This window comes from Maribacter halichondriae (genome assembly GCF_027474825.1).
GTDB classification, from domain to species: domain Bacteria; phylum Bacteroidota; class Bacteroidia; order Flavobacteriales; family Flavobacteriaceae; genus Meishania; species Meishania halichondriae.
In genome coordinates this window covers 219,583-239,311 of the sequence record NZ_CP107030.1, presented here as the reverse complement: position 1 = coordinate 239,311, position 19,729 = coordinate 219,583, and the positions used below count along the sequence as shown (strand labels likewise).

20 protein-coding genes and 1 pseudogene are annotated in these 19,729 nt (G+C 40.3%); 14 read left to right on the top strand and 7 right to left on the bottom strand.

Annotation, left to right across the window (positions count from 1 at the left end):
* Positions 1-33: 33 nt before the first annotated feature.
* The 4 genes from N8A86_RS01110 to N8A86_RS21925 form a co-directional block, all read right to left on the bottom strand.
* Entirely contained in the window at positions 34-2,556 is a 2,523-nt protein-coding gene (locus N8A86_RS01110) for a glycoside hydrolase family 3 protein (protein WP_273567389.1), read from the bottom strand.
* Positions 2,557-2,745: 189 nt separating this feature from the next.
* Positions 2,746-3,978 (bottom strand): serine hydrolase, encoded by a 1,233-nt coding sequence (locus N8A86_RS01105; RefSeq protein ID WP_273569000.1) that lies wholly within the window; start codon positions 3,976-3,978, stop codon positions 2,746-2,748.
* Between the two features lie 5 nt (positions 3,979-3,983).
* Complete coding sequence (locus tag N8A86_RS01100) at positions 3,984-4,556, bottom strand: serine hydrolase domain-containing protein (RefSeq protein ID WP_273567388.1); 573 nt, start codon at positions 4,554-4,556, stop codon at positions 3,984-3,986.
* A gap of 224 nt (positions 4,557-4,780) precedes the next feature.
* A complete protein-coding gene (locus N8A86_RS21925) occupies positions 4,781-5,029 on the bottom strand; it encodes a methyltransferase family protein (protein WP_430682191.1) in 249 nt (82 codons plus the stop codon).
* Positions 5,030-5,425: 396 nt separating this feature from the next.
* Here N8A86_RS21925 and N8A86_RS01095 point away from each other — a divergent pair, with 396 nt between their 5' ends.
* The 8 genes from N8A86_RS01095 (at position 5,426) to N8A86_RS01060 (ending at position 11,777) form a co-directional block, all read left to right on the top strand.
* Complete coding sequence (locus tag N8A86_RS01095) at positions 5,426-6,124, top strand: lycopene cyclase domain-containing protein (RefSeq protein WP_273567387.1); 699 nt, start codon at positions 5,426-5,428, stop codon at positions 6,122-6,124.
* The gene (locus tag N8A86_RS01090; RefSeq protein WP_273567386.1) at positions 6,121-7,191 is read left to right on the top strand and encodes a phytoene desaturase family protein; all 1,071 of its coding nucleotides are present in this window, start codon (positions 6,121-6,123) and stop codon (positions 7,189-7,191) included. The genes N8A86_RS01095 and N8A86_RS01090 overlap by 4 nt, the downstream gene beginning before the upstream one ends.
* A complete protein-coding gene (locus N8A86_RS01085; RefSeq protein ID WP_273567385.1) occupies positions 7,185-7,577 on the top strand; it encodes a phytoene desaturase family protein in 393 nt (130 codons plus the stop codon). The genes N8A86_RS01090 and N8A86_RS01085 overlap by 7 nt, the downstream gene beginning before the upstream one ends.
* A 15-nt stretch (positions 7,578-7,592) precedes the next feature.
* Positions 7,593-8,231, top strand: coding sequence for a carotenoid biosynthesis protein (locus N8A86_RS01080; protein WP_273567384.1), 639 nt, complete (start codon positions 7,593-7,595; stop codon positions 8,229-8,231).
* Between the two features lie 62 nt (positions 8,232-8,293).
* On the top strand, positions 8,294-8,854 hold the full coding sequence (locus N8A86_RS01075) for a 1-acyl-sn-glycerol-3-phosphate acyltransferase (protein ID WP_273568999.1): 561 nt from the start codon (positions 8,294-8,296) through the stop codon (positions 8,852-8,854).
* Positions 8,851-9,951 (top strand): glycosyltransferase family 2 protein, encoded by a 1,101-nt coding sequence (locus N8A86_RS01070; protein WP_273567383.1) that lies wholly within the window; start codon positions 8,851-8,853, stop codon positions 9,949-9,951. The genes N8A86_RS01075 and N8A86_RS01070 overlap by 4 nt, the downstream gene beginning before the upstream one ends.
* 17 nt (positions 9,952-9,968) lie before the next feature.
* A complete protein-coding gene (locus tag N8A86_RS01065; RefSeq protein ID WP_273567382.1) occupies positions 9,969-10,679 on the top strand; it encodes a tetratricopeptide repeat protein in 711 nt (236 codons plus the stop codon).
* A gap of 15 nt (positions 10,680-10,694) precedes the next feature.
* On the top strand, positions 10,695-11,777 hold the full coding sequence (locus N8A86_RS01060) for a DUF4056 domain-containing protein (RefSeq protein WP_337251711.1): 1,083 nt from the start codon (positions 10,695-10,697) through the stop codon (positions 11,775-11,777).
* A 67-nt stretch (positions 11,778-11,844) separates the two neighbouring features.
* Here the strand turns inward: N8A86_RS01060 and N8A86_RS01055 are convergent, their stop codons facing one another.
* Positions 11,845-11,979: a hypothetical protein gene (locus N8A86_RS01055; protein ID WP_273567381.1), complete on the bottom strand. Its 135-nt coding sequence runs from the start codon at positions 11,977-11,979 to the stop codon at positions 11,845-11,847.
* Between the two features lie 766 nt (positions 11,980-12,745).
* Entirely contained in the window at positions 12,746-13,165 is a 420-nt protein-coding gene (locus N8A86_RS01050; RefSeq protein WP_273567380.1) for a DUF2141 domain-containing protein, read from the bottom strand.
* Between the two features lie 219 nt (positions 13,166-13,384).
* Between N8A86_RS01050 and N8A86_RS01045 the strand changes: the two genes are divergently transcribed.
* Positions 13,385-15,547: a TonB-dependent receptor gene (locus N8A86_RS01045; protein ID WP_273567379.1), complete on the top strand. Its 2,163-nt coding sequence runs from the start codon at positions 13,385-13,387 to the stop codon at positions 15,545-15,547.
* A gap of 79 nt (positions 15,548-15,626) precedes the next feature.
* On the opposite strand, the gene N8A86_RS01040 is transcribed toward N8A86_RS01045, so the two are convergent.
* Complete coding sequence (locus N8A86_RS01040) at positions 15,627-16,232, bottom strand: carboxymuconolactone decarboxylase family protein (protein ID WP_273567378.1); 606 nt, start codon at positions 16,230-16,232, stop codon at positions 15,627-15,629.
* 348 nt (positions 16,233-16,580) lie between these two features.
* Here N8A86_RS01040 and N8A86_RS01035 point away from each other — a divergent pair, with 348 nt between their 5' ends.
* The 5 genes and pseudogenes from N8A86_RS01035 (at position 16,581) to N8A86_RS01015 (ending at position 19,729) form a co-directional block, all read left to right on the top strand.
* Entirely contained in the window at positions 16,581-17,363 is a 783-nt protein-coding gene (locus N8A86_RS01035; protein WP_273567377.1) for an AAA family ATPase, read from the top strand.
* A 118-nt stretch (positions 17,364-17,481) separates the two neighbouring features.
* Positions 17,482-17,859, top strand: a complete 378-nt coding sequence (locus N8A86_RS01030; protein WP_273567376.1) for a GxxExxY protein — start codon at positions 17,482-17,484, stop codon at positions 17,857-17,859.
* 70 nt (positions 17,860-17,929) lie between these two features.
* Positions 17,930-18,409: a hypothetical protein gene (locus N8A86_RS01025; RefSeq protein ID WP_273567375.1), complete on the top strand. Its 480-nt coding sequence runs from the start codon at positions 17,930-17,932 to the stop codon at positions 18,407-18,409.
* Positions 18,337-19,106: pseudogene (locus N8A86_RS01020) on the top strand (vWA domain-containing protein). The gene N8A86_RS01025 and the pseudogene N8A86_RS01020 overlap by 73 nt, the downstream one beginning before the upstream one ends.
* Before the next feature lie 158 nt (positions 19,107-19,264).
* Positions 19,265-19,729, top strand: a complete 465-nt coding sequence (locus N8A86_RS01015; protein WP_273567373.1) for a (2Fe-2S)-binding protein — start codon at positions 19,265-19,267, stop codon at positions 19,727-19,729.

The window sequence follows — 19,729 nt, the reverse complement described above, 5'->3', positions numbered from 1 at the left end:
TACCCTTTGTAATGCCTATAAACCAAAAATCAGCTACTTGCCGTCACAGCCAGGTTTCGCATCAATGTCCGATTCCAAGCGAATATTGCTCATTCCGATATCTACGCCTTCACCAGCCGTAATCAGAAATGCCGTGCTAATTTTGCTCATGTCGACACCGAGATTGGCAAAGCAGCTCAGGCTGATACGATATTCTTTCCAGGCATTCCCTATTATGCTAATATCGACCGTTTGGTCACAAGATGGATCTTCATTGCACCCCATGCCAATTCTGACGGCCGCATGGTTGTCTGTAAATGATTTTGCCGAGAATGTCAGTTCCATTGCGCCATTGGCTTGACGTGACATATCGGTGGGCGAAGTCGTACTCACCCGAACCTGGTCATTGCCTGATTTTGTCCATTTTATGCGCAGCGCATCTTCTTGCGCTTCGTGGTCGGTTTTGCTGATAACGAGTCCGCTCACGGAGGTCGGAAAGCTAGCTACTTGTTTTTTCAAGTCTCCTGAATTTAGCCACAGGGCCCATGGGGCAACGGGAGCCCCTTTGCTGTAAAATTTACCCGCTGAAGCTGTCTCAATATTTTCCAAACCTGGGTTTTCTGAAAGTTGATCAACTATGGTATTGCTTTTATAATCCAGTCCATACCCTAACCGAAACAAAGCTTCCGGTTGTTGTGCTTTGTCTTCGGGCACCACCGCACTACTTGGCCAAGAAAAGGACAAACGCCCGGTAAAATCATACGATGGGTCTCTTTGGAACAGCAAATCCGAGAGTCCACCTCCTTCGGTGCCCGGTAACCATGCAGCGACAAAGGCGTCCGATTGGTTTATTTCAGGGTTGCTCCATAAGGGCCGGCCGGATAGAAAAACGGACACAACCGGAATACCTTTTCTTCGAAATTTGGCAAGTTTGCTGACATCAAAACCGTTGGGAACGAAATCGAGATTTTCGAGGTCACCTTGGAATTCCGCATAAGGATCTTCACCATATACCGCAATCACCGCATCGGCCGTTTCGTTCGAATCTGCGTTCGCTGAAAAAATCACCTTGCCTCCAGCTTCCTTGACCGCTTCTTTGATGCCATCAAGTATCGACTCACCATTCGGAAATTCATCGTTCGTATGGCCCGTACCTTGCCATGACAGCGTCCAACCTCCACAGGTCTTGGAAATACTGTTTGCACCATCACCCACCACCATGATGGTTTTCGATGCATCCAAGGGCAATACACCTCCATTGTTCTTGAGCAAAACCATGGACTCGCGTACAGCCTGTCTTGCAATGGCCCTGTTTTCAGGAAGTGCCAAAAGACTTTCATCCCCTGCGTTTTTACGCGTGCTCGGTGCACCTTTTGTGAATATGCCCGACGCGATTTTTACACGCAGGATACGGCGCACGGCATCATCCAATCGTTCCATGGGGACGGTTCCATTTTTTACGTGTTCCAAGGTGCTTTCATATAGACCTTTCCAGCTGTCTGGAGCCATAAACATATCAAGACCTGCATTTAAGGACTGCGGACAATCGGTATTCGTACAGTTCGGCACTTGACCGTGACCGTTCCAGTCGCCTACCACAAAGCCGTTAAACCCGAGTTGCCCCTTTAAGATATCGGCCAACAGTTCTTTGTCGCCGTGGAGCTTCCTACCTTGCCAGCTTGAAAAAGAGGCCATCACCGTTTGCACGCCGGCGGGTATGGCACTGTAGTAACCGGCCGCATGTACATCCCGTAATTCTACTTCACTAATTTTGGCATCCCCTTGATCAACGCCTTTTTCCGTCGCTCCGTCAGCAAGAAAATGCTTAGCGCTGGAAATCACGCGACCCGCTCCCATAAAATCCTCTTCCCCAACACGGCCTTGCAGTCCGTAGACAATACGATCTGAGTAGGACTTGACGATTGCCGGGTCTTCTGAGAAGCCTTCATAGCTTCTACCCCAGCGTAGGTCTTGCGGTACGGCCAAGGTCGGTGCAAAGGTCCAATCGTGACCGGAAACCGTAAGTTCGTGAGCGGTCACCGCTGCAATTTTCTCGATAAGGTCCGGGTTTCGCATGGCACCCAGCCCAACACTATGCGGAAAGACGATGGCACCGGAAAGGTTCGCATGACCATGTACGGCATCGATGCCCCATATATAGGGTATGGCAACTTCAACGCCTTCTGAATCGATGGACGCATTGTAATATTCATCGGCCAGCGCCAACCATTTTTTGGTATCGGCATAAGGTAATTCACCCGGGGCCGAGTTGCCCCCGCTGAGCACGGATCCCAAACGATATTTTTTAACATCTTCAGGAGTGACCGATGCATTGTCGGCTTGAATCACCTGACCTACTTTTTGTTCCAAGGTCAGTTTGGGCAATATGGAATCAATTTGTGCTTCGATCGTAGGGTTTAGAGGTAGCGGTTTGATGGTGGGCCAATCTTCTACGTTTACCAGATTTTCTTGTTTATCGGCATCCGCGGTTTTTTTTGGTTGATTGCAGCCCATAATGAGCATGGAGACAAGGTAAAATAATGAAATGGGTAATCGCAAAGACTTGATAGTATACATAGTCAAATAGTATTGGCGTGATTAATATTTGGGTAGGTTCCTCTTAAGATTTTTGGTTATCATTACAAATTACTATATTTCTTGATTCAATTCGAATTCCAGCTTTGGAATCTTCATTTTCCTTTCGGAGTGGGAGTACGTCGGCTGGGGAGGTGGTAATCGAAATTTTGACTTTATCAAAGAGTTAGTTTAATTGCTTTGTTGTAATTCCTTAAGCATTTCCTTAGCATTGCTATTTTCAGGATTGAGTGCTAAGGATTTCCTATAATTTTCAATGGCCAAATCATTTTCTCCCATTTTCATAGCTGCTTCCGCGTAACTATCATAAACATTGAAACTATCAGGATAGAGCATCATGTTCACTTTGAAAACATCTTGTGCGATCTTCGTTTGATCATTGCCCAAAAAATGATATCCTACGTCATTAAGCATGTTTTCATTAACGGTAGGGTCATTTTCATCTTCCTTCTGTAATGCTTGATACGCCTCAAGTGATTCATCGAAATTACCAGCAACGAGCAGTTCGATGGGCATTTTTTTATCATCATCCATCCTAGTTAACGTTGAAACCGTGGTTCCGTCATTGGCGTTTAGCACTACCATATTCATGGTCTTATTTTCGGAATTCGGTTTGAATTGAAAGCGGAATTCGGTATCCCTTCTGACATAGCTGCTATCGGAAATTTTGATCATTTCTTTCGGTTCTTCACCCAATTCTTTGCCCAAGAGTTGATCGTTGTTTTGATATACTTCCAATATTCTATTGCCATTAATAAGATACCGGCCGCCAATTTCAGCTATAGTAGCTGGCTCAACTTCCATTTTCTCATATACGGGCACATAGTTGTCCCAATCATAGGCAAGGGCAACAGAACGGATAACTTCAGAAATAAAGTTGGGTTGATTGGCGTTGGTCAGTACGACCACGCCATAACCCTTGTCTTTGTGAGCGGTCAACTCACTGGAAAATCCTTCATTCCATCCGCCGTGCCCAAAGTACATTTCCTCTTTCTTTTTATTGATAAAAATTCCCAATCCTATAAAATCTGCCACAAAAGGGGTGAGCATTGTTGTGGTCATTTCTTTAGAAAGACCTTTTTCACTATTACCTTTCAGTGTCTTTTGCATGTTGATCGCAAATTTTGCCAAATCGGTAGCGGTGGTCCATAAACCTGCCGGTGCCATTTCAGGGTAGGTATGTCTTTTGCCTTTTACCATACTGCCATCTGGCAAATACCCCGTTGCGGCCATTGTTACTTGTGCTTTGGTAAGGGGCTGGTTGTAGGTGCTATTATTCATTTCCAAGGGTCGAAGTACCAATTCGTCCATAATTTGGGGGAAGGGTTTACCTTCAACATCGATCATCATTTGCTGAACGATATTATAACCTCCGCCGGAATACCGAAAACTTTCCTCCGGTATTTTATCTACAACACTAGGGGTGAATTGGCAGGAGGTGTGCCATTCAATACCTCGACCAGCGTGGGTACCGGTAAATCAGTACTATACCCTAAAAAGCCATGAACGGTGATACCTGCGGAATGATTGAGCAGATTTTTTATGGTCACCTTTTTGTCTTTGGTAAATTCATTGTCTGGCAATTTCCAAGATTTTAAATAGGTATTGATGTCTTCTTCTAAGGCTACTTTTTCTTGTTCTGCGAGCGTTAAGGCCCCGTAAGCGGTCACGGGTTTACTGATGGAAGCGGCCTGAAAAAGTGTGTTTTCAGTGATAGGAGCTGTACGCTCTTTATCCACAAAGCCATAGGTTTTTTTCCATTCAATTTCCCCATTGTGTATGACGGCGATACTAACTCCGGGCACGCCGTAATGCTCCATACGTTCTTCAATTGTCCATGTGGAGTCTCCCACAATATATATGGGTGTCGTGAGACCTGTTTCAACCTTTTTGATGTTATCGAGTGCGGGATTGGTTTTAGGTTCTTTTCCACAGGATTGAAGGAATAGTATGGCTAGTATGATAAAGACCTTGTTTTTCATAGTTGTAATTTTTTTGATTGATGATTGCTAATTGATTTTTATCGATTTCTGATTTATATACCAAGTGATAGTTAGGCTACGGTACGTTGTAAGCCTTTGCGTCAACGGTGGGGGAGTTGGTGCACTGACGCAGTTTCTGTGATAGCCCGAAGTTAATAAATAAAAAGGAAGCCATAGAAGAGATAAAACCCCGCCATGGCTTGCATAGAGTTAGCAATAGGTTGTTAATTTATTTCACCCTTCTTTTTGTAAAAGGAATCGTCACAGGTGTCTTTGTCATATACACGATAACTTTCTTTAAAAGCTGCCCTTAGATCTCGTTCCTCAAACAGCACGCCAATAAAGAAATATACGGTTAGTAGCATAAGCATAGCAAAAACAAAATGCGCGGCAGACATTATCGGGGTAAACCATAATCTCATGATACCACAAAGGTAGAGTGGGTGCCTTGTGTATTTGTAGAATACAACTATTTTAAATTTAAGTGGTGTAGGGCTTATTCAGCAACTCAAAATAGGTCGTCCCCTTAAACGCTAAGGCTAACTAAACCACACTTAGAAAGTTTTGTAGAATAGTGTGGGCGCCTATTTAATAAAGAGGCGAGTTTGAAAAAGATTACTATTTTCGCAAAAGATTTCAGAGTTGCATTAGAAGAAGTCAAGTTACTGTCTAACAATTCAAAAAAAAGTGAAGTGTATGTAGCCTATCTTTATTACAGTAAACTTGCGACTAACATAAATTATACACCTTTAGCGGAATTACTGAATGAGCGAATTCCAATATCTAACAGGCTGAAGATTTCGGCACTGATCTCTAACTACATCACCAATAAACTTCCACTGGCATAGCATACAAGAAAATCACGAACTATGTCACTCTATTTGATCATACTTATTATTTCACTCGCTGGGCCTTTAGCTTTGAGTTTCGAGAAAAACCTTGGGCTCTATACCCGTTGGAAATTCTTGCTTCCTGCAATCTTAATAACGATGGTTGTTTTCGTCATTTGGGATGTTATCTTTACCCATCAAGGCTACTGGTTCTTCAACCCGATCTATAATTCGGGTATTTATATAAATAAGCTTCCTTTAGAAGAATACTTGTTTTTTGTTGTCATTCCGTATGCTTGTGCTTTCTCGTTTTACGCAGTACAATTCCATTTTCCAAGATTCAAGCTGAATGAACAATGGACAAAATTTTTAACGCAGTTACTAGTAGTAGTGTCCATTATAATGTCATTATTATATAGGGATTTTGCCTATACTTTTGTCGTTTTCCTTGTTTTACCGGCAATACTTTTACTGAGTTATTTTTTTGCCAAAGAAGTTGTGCAATACTATTTAGCCATATATCCGATTTTACTCATCCCATTTTTTATTATAAACGGAATCTTAACGGGTACGGGAATTGAACAAGCTGTATTTGATTACAATCCTCAAGCAATTTTGGGAATTCGTATTTTTTCAATTCCGATTGAAGATATGTTTTATAATTTCTCATTGCTTTTATCACCATTGGCGCTAACCCATATTTTTGAAATGAGATTTAAAAAGTCCAAAAACGTATGAAGATTGCCGTGATTGGTGCCGGAATTGGGGGCTTAGCCACTGCTTGTAGATTGGCATCCAAAGGACATGAAGTAACGGTATTTGAAAAAAATGCCTCTCCCGGTGGAAAAATTAGTGAGATTCATATGGAAGGTTATCGATTCGATACCGGTCCGTCTTTATTTACGTTACCAGAATTGGTGGAGGAACTTTATAGTGCCGCAGGTGAAACTATTCCATCAACTTTTGCTTACAAAAAGCTTGAGGTAATATGCAAGTATTTCTACAACAGTGGAGAAAATCTAATCGCTTGGTCCGATCAACAAAAATTCGCCGATGAATGTGTTCAAAAACTAGGAGAAGATCCTTCCAATATCACTAAATATTTTAAGCGCGCGTCATCAATATACAAAATCACGGCTGATATCTTCCTTTTTAACTCCTTGCATAAAGTCAAGAATTTATTGAAGTTTTCAGTTTTGAAATCCCTGTTGCAGGTTCAAAAGATTCGCTTTTACAAAACCATGCATGGTGATAACAAGGGCAATTTTAAAAGCCCATTGCTTATTCAATTGTTTGATAGGTATGCCACTTACAATGGCTCTAATCCGTACAAAGCACCTGCAACGCTTAACGTAATAGCACATCTTGAAAATAATCTGGGAACCTATTTTCCCGAACAAGGGATGTATGCTATTGTGCGGCACATTTATGAGCTTGCCCTAAAAAAAGGCGTCCGTTTTAATTTTAATTCATTGGTTACATCCATCGATGTAAAAAACAAAAAAGCTGTTGGGATAAGCGTTGGGGATAAGGCATTAGCATTCGATACAGTAGTATCAGATTCAGATATCAGCTATGTTATTAATAATCTGATGGATCACCCGTTAAAAAAGCGATTCAATCGCTTAGAACCTTCATCATCTGCGCTGGTATTCTACTGGGGAGTAAATAAAGAGTTTCCAGAGTTAGATTTGCATAACATTCTATTCAGTGGTGATTATAAAGAAGAGTTTGAGAATCTATTTCAAAAAAAACCATTGATACCGATCCTACTATCTATATTTTTGTTAGTTCAAAAATGGTAAAAATTGATGCACCGAAAAATTGTGAAAACTGGTTCGTAATGGTTAACGCACCTTCAAATAGTAAGGAGAATTGGGATGAACTGATACGTACGACCAAAAAAAATATCATTACTAAAATCAACAAGTGTCTTAAAACAAACATTGAAGACTATATCGAACACGAGAAAATCGCTTCGCCAATAACCATTGAGCAAAACACACTTAGTAAAGGGGGAGCACTGTATGGCAATTCATCGAATTCTATGTTTTCTGCATTTTTAAGACATCCGAATTTTCTTAAAGGCGTAAAGAACTTGTATTTTGTTGGCGGAAGCGTTCACCCAGGAGGTGGAATACCACTCTGTTTGGCCAGTGCCAAAATTGTTTCTAAAGAAATTCCTGCATAATAGATGAATCGGATAATGAAATACATAGCTAACGAGGGGCTACCGATAACTTTTATCGTATTTTACTGTGTTGGTTTGGTTTTATATTTTTTGCCACTTACCCATGAATTGTTTATTCTAGTTACACCCTATACCTTGGTCTTGGTCGCTGTGGCTATCTTTTCACATCATAAAGAATGGAGTATTAAAACGATTGCAGTTTTAGCAAGTATTTTTATACTGAGTTTTATAACCGAAATTATTGGTGTAGCCACTAGCAAAATATTTGGCATGTATACGTACGGAAATGGGCTTGGTTTCAAAATAGCCGATGTACCCATTGTCATTGGCCTTAACTGGGTTTTCTTGACCTATGCCTCTAATAGTATTATCTCTAAATACACAACCAAAAACATTCCGATTGTAGTAGGCGCCGCATCGCTGATGGTACTTTATGATATATTACTTGAGAAAGTAGCGCCCTTAATGGACATGTGGCAATTTTCTAAAAACGAGCCACCCGTTAGTAACTATGTGGTCTGGTTTCTTTTGGCTTTAGTATTTAATGGAGCTATTCAACAGTTCAAGATAAATACGCACAACAGACCTGCTCGCTGGTTGTTTTTTATCCAATTATGCTTTTTTATAATTATTGCCATTCACAATCAATATTAAAAAATGATACGAGCCAATCATAATAAATATTGGGTAAAATTTTCTAAGTATTATACCAAAACATTAATAGGCTTTTTTTTGGGAGTGTAAGGTACACTGGTCATTACGAAGATAAAGGGTTTCCAATTCTAATGATCAGCAATCATTTTTCGTTTTACGACGGCTTTATTCAAATCTTATTGAACCTTAAAGTTTTTAAACGAAGGTTTCATTTCATGATGCTTGAGAAAGAGCTGCGTAAAACTATGATGTTATCTAAAATAGGCGCTTGTTCTATAAGCAAAGGCAGGCGTTCTAGTTTAGAGAGTCTCGCTTATGCTGTCGAATTGTTACAAGATAAAGAGAACCTTTTTCTGTTTTTCCCGCAAGGAAAAATCGAAAGCATATACACAAGAGAGTTTACTTTTGAAAAAGGCCTACTTTCATATTTTTTAAAGAACGCAAAAAATGATTTCCAATTGGTGTTCAATGTCAACCTTATTAATTATGGAACCAATCTAAGACCTGATCTGTGTGTGTATTACGAAACGCAGTCTATAAACGCCGATACCAATGCCGAAGATGTAGAGCGAGCGTTTAATCGTTTTGCGGAAGTGTGTTTTACAAAACAAGGGTCTACATGATTTATTTCTGTTTTTTTCTTTTAAGCTTACTGATTATTAGGTTACTTGTTGCGTTTGTCAATTATCTTTCGTTTGCTTATTTGCCAAAAGTAAATTCTTTAACGTCAACCCCTTCCGTTTCAATTTTAATACCTGCTCGTAATGAGGAAGAAAACATTGGAACCCTACTGGAGCAACTAGCAACCTTGGAATACAGGATCCTTGAAATCATTGTTTATAACGACCATTCCAATGATGAAACGGAGAGTATCGTCAAACATTGGGCAACACTTAATCCTACAATTAAAATAATTAATGGCCAGCAACTTCCGCAAGGTTGGTTGGGAAAGAATCATGCATGTCATCAATTGGCAAAAGCTGCTACAGGTGATATAGTACTCTTTTTAGATGCAGATGTAAGCGTCAAAAAAGACTTGATTAAACGTAGCATTGGTCATCTTCAGAAATACGACCTTCACTTGTTATCGATATTTCCCAAGCAAATTGTCAAATCTTTGGGAGAAAAAATTTCAGTACCCCTAATGAACTGGATTTTGTTGAGTTTACTACCACTTTCATTAATTCGAAAGTCGAAGAACGAAAGATTTTCGGCGGCCAACGGGCAATTCATGATGTTTAAATCCGTTACGTATAAGGCCATATGGCCTCATGAAAAATGTAAATCCCATAGGGTAGAAGATATCGCTATTATGAGATTGTTTAAACAAAGAGGCTTCGCCTGTGATACACGCTTAGGAGATAACGATATTACTTGCAGAATGTATGTTGGGTTGGATGCCGCCATTACCGGATTCACAAAAAATATATTTCAATTCTTTGGCAATAGTAAGTTGGCAACTGTTTTTTTTGGAATTTTAACTACAATGGCTCCTTTAGTCGTCTATTTTAATATGGGTGTATGGTGGTTAACCGCATATACCGTTGGCATCTTATCAATTCGATTATTTGTAAGTTTGGCGAGCCAACAATCAGTTGTTCAAAACTTAGTATTGGCAATTCCACAACACATTGTATTTCTTATAATAATAATTAAAGGTCTCGTTAATAATAAACAGCGAAAGTTAATATGGAAAGGACGCAACATATTACAAGATTAGTACTTGTAACGTTCACTTTGTTGTTTTCAATGCAATGGGGTTTTTCTCAAACTGTCTACCGCGATTCAATTTACAAAGCCTATTCACGTGGTAAAATGGACAAGTGGCTTAAAATAATGAACAATTGCGAAAAAAATGTAAGTCAGCATAATTTAGACGAGCAATTTGAGCTGATCAGTTATTACTACGGTTATACGGCATGGTTAATTGGTGCTGAAAAATATGATACCGCTGAAGAATACATCGATAAATCAGAGGTAATTATTGATAAGTTGTTAAAGGAATCCCCTGAAAACGCAACCCTACAGGCATACAAAGGAGCTTACATTGCGTTTACCATTGGTATCTCAAAATTAAAGGCTATTTACTTAGGTCCGAAAAGCATGAAGTATATCAACAAATCTCTCGAACTGGATCCGGAGAATATTCAAGGTAATATTGAAAAAGGAAACTCAATGTATTATCGTCCATCAGCTTTTGGTGGTGATAAGACAGAGGCAATTCAATACTACATAAAGGCGGTGGAAAGCTTTGAAAAACAAGAACTGGTTGTCAATAATTGGATGTACATAAACACAATGACCGCTTTAGGGCAAGCATACGAAGCAACCGATCAAATACAGCTGGCCAAATTATGCTATGAAAAAATAATTAACGTATTCCCCAACTTTATGTGGGTTGAAGATGAACTCTATCCTGATTTGCTGAAGCGTCACAACCTAAAATAGTTATCGGCCGGCACTATGAAATTTAATAGCTATAAAACAACATTAACTAGCGTAATAGGCTGTATGTTATTGGGTTTTGTTACCCCTATGACGCTACGGGCTCAAAGTAAGCATGTTGACGCTGTTGATCTAGACAAAATTCCACCTCGCATTATTCGAGCATGTTGTGCTTTTGGTTATGACCTGAAATTATGGGGTGTGCCATTTGTTAAGATTGATCAGGTTATCAGTGTTGATGATTTGGGCGAACATCGCTATATGGGTAAGCAGAGTGAAGGCATCGGAACTATTTATACCAACAAAGGTGGTTTTATCGATATTGGTCACGTACGAGATCATATTGATTGGACGCGCTATTTATACGCCGTCATTTTAAATAGTAGGGGAAAAGGTGAAGTAGTGCTGCATTTGCGTAAAGAAGCAGGCCGTAAGACTTTATATTTGAATGTACCGGCACAGTTTGATGATAATGATTGTATTCTTTTAGCGGGAAAAATAACATACGATTTTTCGTTATGGCATGAAATTTCTACTTGGTTCGGTGCATCGACCATTCCTTTTGTAAAGGAAAAATTTTCGAGTTTTTCGGTTGAGGATGTGTACTCGAACTTACTGGGTATTCACGTAGGGATGAAATCATTGCGCTCTAAGCTCCCTTTTAACGAGGCGGCTACAAAACTAATTGGTTCAACATTGGATAGTTTAGCCGTTGTAAAGACGGCAAAGGAAACCTATGACGCCTATAATGCCGTTCATAATAAATGGTACACGAATAAAAAACGGATACCTCGTACCGATGTTACCCTAAAGCGCGATCCAGATGTTCTTAATTCAGCCCGACCTTGGATAGTTCCTGATCAGGCAAATACCATTGCAAATCCTGTTGTTTTAGAGGTGCCTATTTTAAATAGCAAGGGGGAGTTACTAACCGATTTTTATCAATTTACCATTGACCTTAATCATAGGTTTCCGGTGGAGGAACTTTTTCCAAATTCCTCTAATAGTGTCATCAGCCAAAATGATTTTGGAGTATTTTTAACTAGAATTACCGATGATTTACAGATTATGGAACAAACCACTATGGCAGGAAGCAAATGAAGTCTTTAGCAATAGGTAGCTGTGTAAGTCAATTGTTGTTGACAATTTAGTTATGGTAGATTGTAGATTAAGTCAATGCGACTTTTTCATTGGTGAATTTTAACCATTGCTGGCAACTGATTTTTTCATTTCTCATCTTCACAAACCTATAAATAGTCGTCTGCATGCCTGCGATTTTCCATTCGCCATGTATTTTTTCCATCAGTCGTGTTTCGCATTTTAGGCCACGTAGGGAATCTTGTTGTTCATAAGTAACCCAAGCGCCATTGCCGTAAAGTCAAACGTCTATCTCATTTAACAATTCGGGTTCAGGTTCTGGGTGTTCTTCAATAAACGTTTTGACGAATTGACCGATATCGTTCCAACCAACCGATTCTGACAAAGTACTACAAAAGATTCATTCTAAGAGCAGGTACTATGGGTCTGGCATTATAGTTTTTTAGATGGGTGCATTCGGTAGCAAAGCCGAATTAAGGCCTAAGAATATAAAATAGTTTATAGGTTTTTTTTATGGGGTTTAGCGGAGTGTTAAACTTCTCACAACAAGGTAATATTTTGGCTTTTTTTACGTCTAAGGGAGTGTGTACATAAGGGCGTTTATTGCGCCCATCACAAGAATTGACTAAAGAAGTAATAATGAAACATATAAAGCAAAAACACAAAGGTAGCGGTGCCACTAGTGACAAACAATTAACCCGTCACGAGAGTTGGAGAAATCACCGAAGGCATACTGCCTTAAGACTCATACGGTTTTCTTAGCGTCTACGTATTTTTAAAATGAAAAGGGGCGAAAGCCCTCTTTTCTATTTCCGCCAGTAGGCGGACAGGTCCACCAACTTTGGAATCCGAATGAGCAAACGTATTCAAAAGCGGTAAACAAAAAAGGCTCGTAAAACGGCGAGCCTTCTATTTTCTGATTGATGAATACTTTTTAAAAAGCCCCTCCTTCAGAGGGGTTTGGGGAGGCCTTAAAACCGAATCCTGAATTCTTGATCTTCGCCGTTCACTTCGAACTTGGCACCCTCAAAGGTTGGAGGTCCGTACATATTCATTTCGCCGGTTGCTGCATAGCTTTCTTGGGGCATGCCGTTGGTATCCATATCCATTTGTTTGTTATCGTTTTTGTCGTGCATGACCATAATGGCATAATCGCCAGGTTGCACGTTTTCAAAGGTCAAGGTGACCTCACCCGCTTTGGCCGGTGCCATGGCATTTGAAACCCCTGCACCTTTCATAAAGGTGTCTGTAGTGTGCAGTCCGGCTAGAATGGTGCCGCCATCTGATAATACGTTTTCAACTGTTACGGTGATGGTTGACCCAGAAGCGTCTTGTGCGTTGGTCGTGAATCCTATAAAAGCTAATCCTAGTAATAGTGCAAATTTTTTCATGATATTTTGTTTTAATTATTTATGATGGGTCAAAACTCCACCTTTTTTATCCTTCTTTGAAATTCAACATACCCAACCGTACAATTTTGCGACTGAACCGTAATCTAAAAACTCCGTTGCAATTCATCACTAAAATTGAACAGTTCGGTAGGCTTCTTTATGATGGCCGTTCAAACCGATGCAAATTTGCGGCATCAATCTTTTGAAAAACGAACAGTCATGTATAAACAACTAATCCTTTTAACCGCCTTATTTTCTTCTTTAGTATGCTTTGCGCAATCCACCATCTCCGGAACGGTTTCGGATCAAAATGGAAACCCCGTTATCGGTGCCAACATTTATTTAGACGGTTATTATGATGGTGCCTCCTCGGATGACCAAGGTAATTTCTCTTTTGAAACCACCGAAACGGGTACACAGACGTTGGTGGTATCGATGCTTTCTTACGAAACCTATATGCAGGCTGGCGATATTTCGTATTTAAAGGATTTAAAAATCGAACTCCGGGAGGCTATCAATCAATTGTCAGGTGTAACGCTCACCGCCGGAACTTTTGAAGCGGGGGATAACTCCAAGGTATCCGTTTTAAAACCTTTGGACATCGTTACCACCGCTGGTGCGGCTGGTGACTTTGTGGGTGCTTTGCAAACACTACCTGGTACATCAACGGTAAGTGAAGATGGCCGGCTCTTTGTTCGAGGCGGCCAAGCCGGGGAGACGCAGGTTTTTATTGATGGACTCCGCGTTTTTCAACCGTTTAATGCCACGGCCAATAACATTCCCACCCGAGGTCGATTTTCGCCCTTCTTGTTTAAAGGGATTACCTTTAGCACGGGCGGATATTCTGCGGAATACGGCCAAGCACTTTCCAGCGTATTGTTGTTGAACACTACCGATGAACCCGACCAAGAAAAGACCGATATCTCAGTACTTTCCGTAGGTGCCGGTCTCGGAAGAACGGAAATCTGGGACAACAAATCACTTAGTGTTAATGCGCAGTACATCAATTTGGCGCCGTATCAATGGATTATCCCCAATGAACAAGGTGCCCGTTGGAACAAGCCCTACGAGTCCATTTCAGGGGAGGCGGTTTATCGAAGCATCACGGACAAGGGTATTTTTAAATTCTATACGGGATTCAATCAAGCAAATCTGGATTTGGACCAAGAGGATATCAATTTTGAGGATTTTGTCAATTTCCGCTTGAAAAACAGTAATCTGTACGCAAATACTTCGTATAAATATTTCTTTGACAAGGAATGGACTGTAAGTGCCGGAGCCAGTATTTCATCAGATAGAAATGACATCGGTTTTGAGGCCAATGACATTAATGCCAATGAAACTGCCGGACATTTAAAAGTGAAGGTCAAGAAAGGTTTCAGCAGTCGATTTCAACTGAATTTCGGGGCCGAACATTTTATAACGGATTACCAAGAGAATTTTGTTGCTCCTGATGGCTTTTCGTTTGATACCGGTTTTCAAGACAATCTTAGCTCGGCTTTTGCCGAGGGGGATATTTTCTTTAGCAACAAATTTGCCATGAAGCTGGGTGTGAGAGGCGAGTATTCCAGTTTTCTGGCCGATTATAATGTGGCACCAAGGGTATCGTTGGCGTATAAGAGCAGTGAAAACGGGCAATTTTCGTTGGCCTACGGAGATTTTTATCAAAACCCGTTGGGTGAGTCCCTGAAGTTTGACCAAAGCTTGGATTTTGAAAAGACATCGCATTATATCTTGAACTATCAGTATTTATCCAATGGAAAGACATTTCGCGCAGAAGCCTATTATAAGGACTATGATGCACTCGTAAAATTCGATACCGAAATGCCCCAATTCAATTCGGAATTCAACAATTTGGGAGGTGGCTACGCATCAGGTATCGATATCTTCTGGCGTGATAATAAAAGCATCAAGAATCTTGATTATTGGGCATCGTATTCTTATTTGAACACAGAACGTGACTATCGTGATTTTCAAGAAAGGGCCACCCCGAATTTTGCTCCTACACATAGCCTTTCACTCGTTACCAAGTACTGGGTCGACGATTGGCGTTCACAAATCGGGGTTTCCTATAACTACGGTTCGGGCAGACCTTATGATAATCCGAATAAACCGGAATTTTTGGCGGAAAAAACGAAACCGTTCAACAGTCTGAACGTGAATTGGGCCTATTTGATATCACAACAGAAAATATTGTTTTTTTCCGTCAGCAATATCACCGACTTTAAGAACGTCAATGGCTATCAATATGCCAATACCCCTAATGTGGATGGTATTTTCGACCGACGAGCCATACGGCCTACTGCCGATGCATTCTTCGTCGTAGGCTTCTTTTGGACGATTAGCGACGATAAAAGCAGTAACCAGTTGGATAATCTCTAAGAAGTACGAAGCACGAAGTTTTAGGTACGAAGTTAAAAGTATCGGTTTCCCTCCTAATAAGGAAGGATTAAGGGAGGTGTTATGAGTGCCCCCAATTATCAGGGTCATCATTTTGATTTGGGGATAGCCCTAAAATGTCTCCTTTTGTATTGGCGCCCAAACCGATTACACTTCGATTTACATAATTGAAATAGCTGACGACTTGGTTTATTTCTAATATCTCGCCTTCTGAGAATCCTGATTCTTTTAGACTATTGAAATCTTCTTCGATAACCGATTGAACATCCAGCGTCAGTATTTTAGCATAAGAACTTCCACGGGCATATTTTGTATCAAAGAAAGTATCTAATGCATCTCTCTTAACAGCTACTAAAAATTGTTTTGATTTCGTATCATCATTTAGAAGACGTTGGAGTCCTGCAAAATGGTGGTCAAAGCAATATTCGCAGTTGTTAAGGTGGCCTACGTAGCACCCCAAAGCTTCCAGATACCATTTGGACAAGGTGTTTCCTGAATGGTGCAATACCGCTTTGTACAAAACCATATGTCCCTCAAGCGTATGTGGGCGAAGACTGTGAATTTTCAAAACATTATCTATATTATTATCAGGTCCTTTTACTCTTTTATATAAACTTTTTAATTTTCCTTTGGCATCATCATAATCAATTGTCCTTATCCAACTCATAAAATGCTCTTTGAAGATTGATTTGATGGAAATATACTCGTTTTTTAAGTATTGGAATTCACGTTACGTAAGAGTTTAACCGCAAGCCTGCCTGTCGGCAGGCAGGGTTCGCAATGAAGGCGAAAAGGGCGCAAGGGCTTGTTGGCTAAAATTCTTAGCGAACCTTGCGTAACCCCTTGCACCCTTTGCGGTTTGGCATTAATCGTTAACTTTACTGTAAATGATAAGTTGCAGATTTATGAAAACCCACGAGCTTTCCCAAATCCAAAAAATGTTGCAAGATCAAGGCTATATTGATGACGGTGGAATCGCCATGTCGATATTCCTCGCAATGAAATTGGAAAACCCTTGCTGGTTGAAGGTCCTGCCGGAGTGGGAAAAACCGAAATTGCCAAAGTGATGGCTAATGCCCTGAAAACCGATTTGATTCGTCTGCAATGTTATGAAGGATTAGACAGTACCCATGCACTTTACGAATGGAATTATCAGCACCAATTGCTGTATTTAAAAATGCAGGAAGAAAAAGGGAAGGATATTGAGGCGCTCGAACAAACTATTTTTTCGGATAAATTTCTTTTGAAAAGACCTGTTCTTCAGGCGATAACGAGTCCTGAAAAAACTGTTCTTTTAATCGATGAGGTGGATCGAGCCGATGAGGAATTCGAAAGTTTTTTATTGGAAGTTCTTTCTGATTGGCAAGTAACCATCCCTGAAATAGGAACCATAAAAGCCACCCATAAACCCCAGATTATCTTGACGGGAAATCGTACGCGTGAACTCTCCGAAGCCCTGCGCAGAAGATGTCTGTATCTGTGGATAGACTATCCCGAGTTTGAAAAAGAATTGGCGATCGTTAAAACTAAAGTCCCGGAGGTCGATGCCGAGCTCGGAAGGCAAATTTGCGTTTTTATGAAAGAACTGCGTCAACTCCGTTTAGAAAAGACTCCCGGAATTTCAGAAACCATCGATTGGGCAAAAGCCTTATCGAGCATGCACCTAAAACATTTGGATAAAAAAATCGTCGAGGAAACCTTGGGCGTGGTGCTAAAGGATTGGCAAGATATGCGGCATACGCAGGATGCGCTTTCGGAATTGTTGGAGAAGACGGGGGTAAGTTCTAGAATCGTATAGGGGAAATTATGAACTAGTTCTTTGCGAACTTTGCGGTTAAGTAAACATCTGAACTTAACCGCAAAGTTCGCTAGGAAGGCGCTAGGGGCGCAACGAATTTTCAGATAAATTCATATGTATGACTGAAAATGAAATTTCGAAAGTAATTTTTGACTGTGCCTTAAAAGTTCATAAATCTCTTGGTCCTGGACTTTTGGAAAGTGCTTATGAAGAATGTTTGTTTTATGAGTTGAAGAAAACAGGTTTGAGTATTGAAAAACAAAAACCGTTACCATTAGTTTATGAAGAGGTAAAATTAGAAGTAGGCTATAGAATTGATTTAATTGTTGAAAACAAAGTAATTATAGAGGTAAAAGCAGTAGAAGCATTAAATGATGTGCATCTAGCACTGGTACTAACTTATCTAAAATTATCAAATTGTAAATTAGGATTGCTCATCAATTTCAATGTAACCCTAATCAAAAACGGAATAAGAAGAGTAGTAAATAATTTATAGCAAATTAAAATTCCTTGCGTCCAAAGCACTTTTTTCCTTGCGTCCTTTGCGTTTAAGTAACCATAAAGACATGCCGTCCAACCTAATCCAACATCAGACTTCGATTTCAGGAAATGTTGTTATGCTTTGTCGTTTCCTTAGAAAGAAAAGCTTTTCTATAAGTCCTGCCGAGGAGGCCGATGCATTACAAGCTATTTCTTTTTTGCCCATAAATTCTGAAAATTATTTCCGGGAAGCTCTAAAAGCCGTTCTATCTAAAAATGCCTTCCAAAGAACGAATTTTGACGAATACTATTCCGAGTTCAAATACGAACTTGCTAAAGCCACCGATTCAAAAATAAAAGACAAACTAGAAAAAAAGGACAAAAAATCCGAAGCCCAAAAAAAAGATGCGCAATTCGAATCGCTAAAGAATTGGTTGAACCTTAGTGCTTCCGATGAGGAAAAGGAAATTGCCTCCTATAGTGATATCGAGCTATTGGCCCGAAAGGATTTTTCCGATTTGAGCCAAGAAGAAATGCAATTGATGATGCGCCTTTTGAAAAAGTAGCAAAGAAAATCGCTCATCAAAAAAGCCGTTTAAAAAAGAGTTCGAAAAGACATAGAAATATTGATCTTAAAAGTACCATTCGAACGAACATGCGCAGAGGGGGCGAGATAACCGAAATCCGCTTTAGCGAAAAAAGGAAAAGAAATTGAAATTGGTATTGCTTTGCGATGTTAGTAAATCAATGGAACTCTATAGTCGATTTTTTGTCCATTTGATCTATGCGTTTCAAAATGCCTATGATAAGATCGAGACCTTCATTTTCAGTACCGCTCTGCACCGCGTTAGTGAGATACTTGATAATCATGAATTTGATAAGGCCTTTGAAATTATTTCGGACAGGGTTCCGCAGTGGTCTGGGGGAACGACCATAGGTTCTTGTCTCAACGATTTTACACAAGAACATGGCTACGGTATGTTGGACAAAAAAACAATCGTGTTAGTTCTCAGTGATGGTTGGGATACTGGTGGCCCAGAGATAATACAAACCGCCATGCAGACCATTTACAAAAAATCGAAAAAGGTTATTTGGCTAAATCCTTTGGCAGGTAGTAGCGATTTTTCTCCTGAAGCGCTGGGTCTAAAAACTGCCTTGCCCTATATCGACGTGCTGGCATCGGCCCATAATCTCGAGAGTTTGAAACTGGCCATTTCCCAAATTCAAAAAAAGAGAAACTTGTTGAATCGACAGTTAATTTAGAAAATTTCCATCTATTTTTCAATTTCGAGCAACAGGGATTAAGAATTTCAAAATAAAGTTCTTAAATCATCAAACTTATCTGCGCATTTTCTTTATCTTGAATGTCCCAATAAAATCTTCTTTTTGCAAATTTTGATTAACACTTAAATCATACATATATGAACATTACAGTAACGATCAATGGGGAAGAACACTCCCATGATGTCGAACCGAGAATCAGCCTTGCGCAATACCTGAGAGAGACACTCGATTTGACGGGAACGCACATCGGCTGCGATACCAGCGGATGCGGTGCGTGCACGGTAACTGTCGATGGTGCTGCCGCAAAAGCCTGTACACTTTTGGCAGTTCAGGTCGATGGTTGCGAAGTGACCACGATCGAGGGTATGGCCCAAAATGGTCAAATGCATCCGATTCAGGAAGCGTTCAAAGAAAACCACGGACTTCAATGTGGATTCTGCACACCGGGAATGGTAATGACCGCAGTAGATATTTTGAAGAACAATCCGAATCCATCCGAAGAAGAAATTCGTCATGGGCTTGAAGGTAATTTTTGCCGCTGTACCGGATACCACAATATTGTCAAATCAATTCAGCATGCCGCTGAGAAAATAAACGGGTAA

Bases quoted from the DNA above. Each gene is read 5' to 3' on its own strand.
- N8A86_RS01050 (WP_273567380.1), bottom strand. From the start codon at position 13,165: ATGAAAAAATTTGCACTATTACTAGGATTAGCTTTTATAGGATTCACG.
- N8A86_RS01040 (WP_273567378.1), bottom strand. From the start codon at position 16,232: ATGAGTTGGATAAGGACAATTGATTATGATGATGCCAAAGGAAAATTA.
- N8A86_RS01095 (WP_273567387.1), top strand. From the start codon at position 5,426: ATGTCACTCTATTTGATCATACTTATTATTTCACTCGCTGGGCCTTTA.
- N8A86_RS01060 (WP_337251711.1), top strand. From the start codon at position 10,695: ATGAAATTTAATAGCTATAAAACAACATTAACTAGCGTAATAGGCTGT.
- N8A86_RS01030 (WP_273567376.1), top strand. From the start codon at position 17,482: ATGACTGAAAATGAAATTTCGAAAGTAATTTTTGACTGTGCCTTAAAA.
- N8A86_RS01110 (WP_273567389.1), bottom strand. From the start codon at position 2,556: ATGTATACTATCAAGTCTTTGCGATTACCCATTTCATTATTTTACCTT.
- N8A86_RS01070 (WP_273567383.1), top strand. From the start codon at position 8,851: ATGATTTATTTCTGTTTTTTTCTTTTAAGCTTACTGATTATTAGGTTA.
- N8A86_RS01055 (WP_273567381.1), bottom strand. From the start codon at position 11,979: ATGGAAAAAATACATGGCGAATGGAAAATCGCAGGCATGCAGACGACT.
- N8A86_RS01080 (WP_273567384.1), top strand. From the start codon at position 7,593: ATGAAATACATAGCTAACGAGGGGCTACCGATAACTTTTATCGTATTT.
- N8A86_RS01085 (WP_273567385.1), top strand. From the start codon at position 7,185: ATGGTAAAAATTGATGCACCGAAAAATTGTGAAAACTGGTTCGTAATG.
- N8A86_RS01025 (WP_273567375.1), top strand. From the start codon at position 17,930: ATGCCGTCCAACCTAATCCAACATCAGACTTCGATTTCAGGAAATGTT.
- N8A86_RS01045 (WP_273567379.1), top strand. From the start codon at position 13,385: ATGTATAAACAACTAATCCTTTTAACCGCCTTATTTTCTTCTTTAGTA.
- N8A86_RS01015 (WP_273567373.1), top strand. From the start codon at position 19,265: ATGAACATTACAGTAACGATCAATGGGGAAGAACACTCCCATGATGTC.
- N8A86_RS01100 (WP_273567388.1), bottom strand. From the start codon at position 4,556: ATGAAAAACAAGGTCTTTATCATACTAGCCATACTATTCCTTCAATCC.
- N8A86_RS01090 (WP_273567386.1), top strand. From the start codon at position 6,121: ATGAAGATTGCCGTGATTGGTGCCGGAATTGGGGGCTTAGCCACTGCT.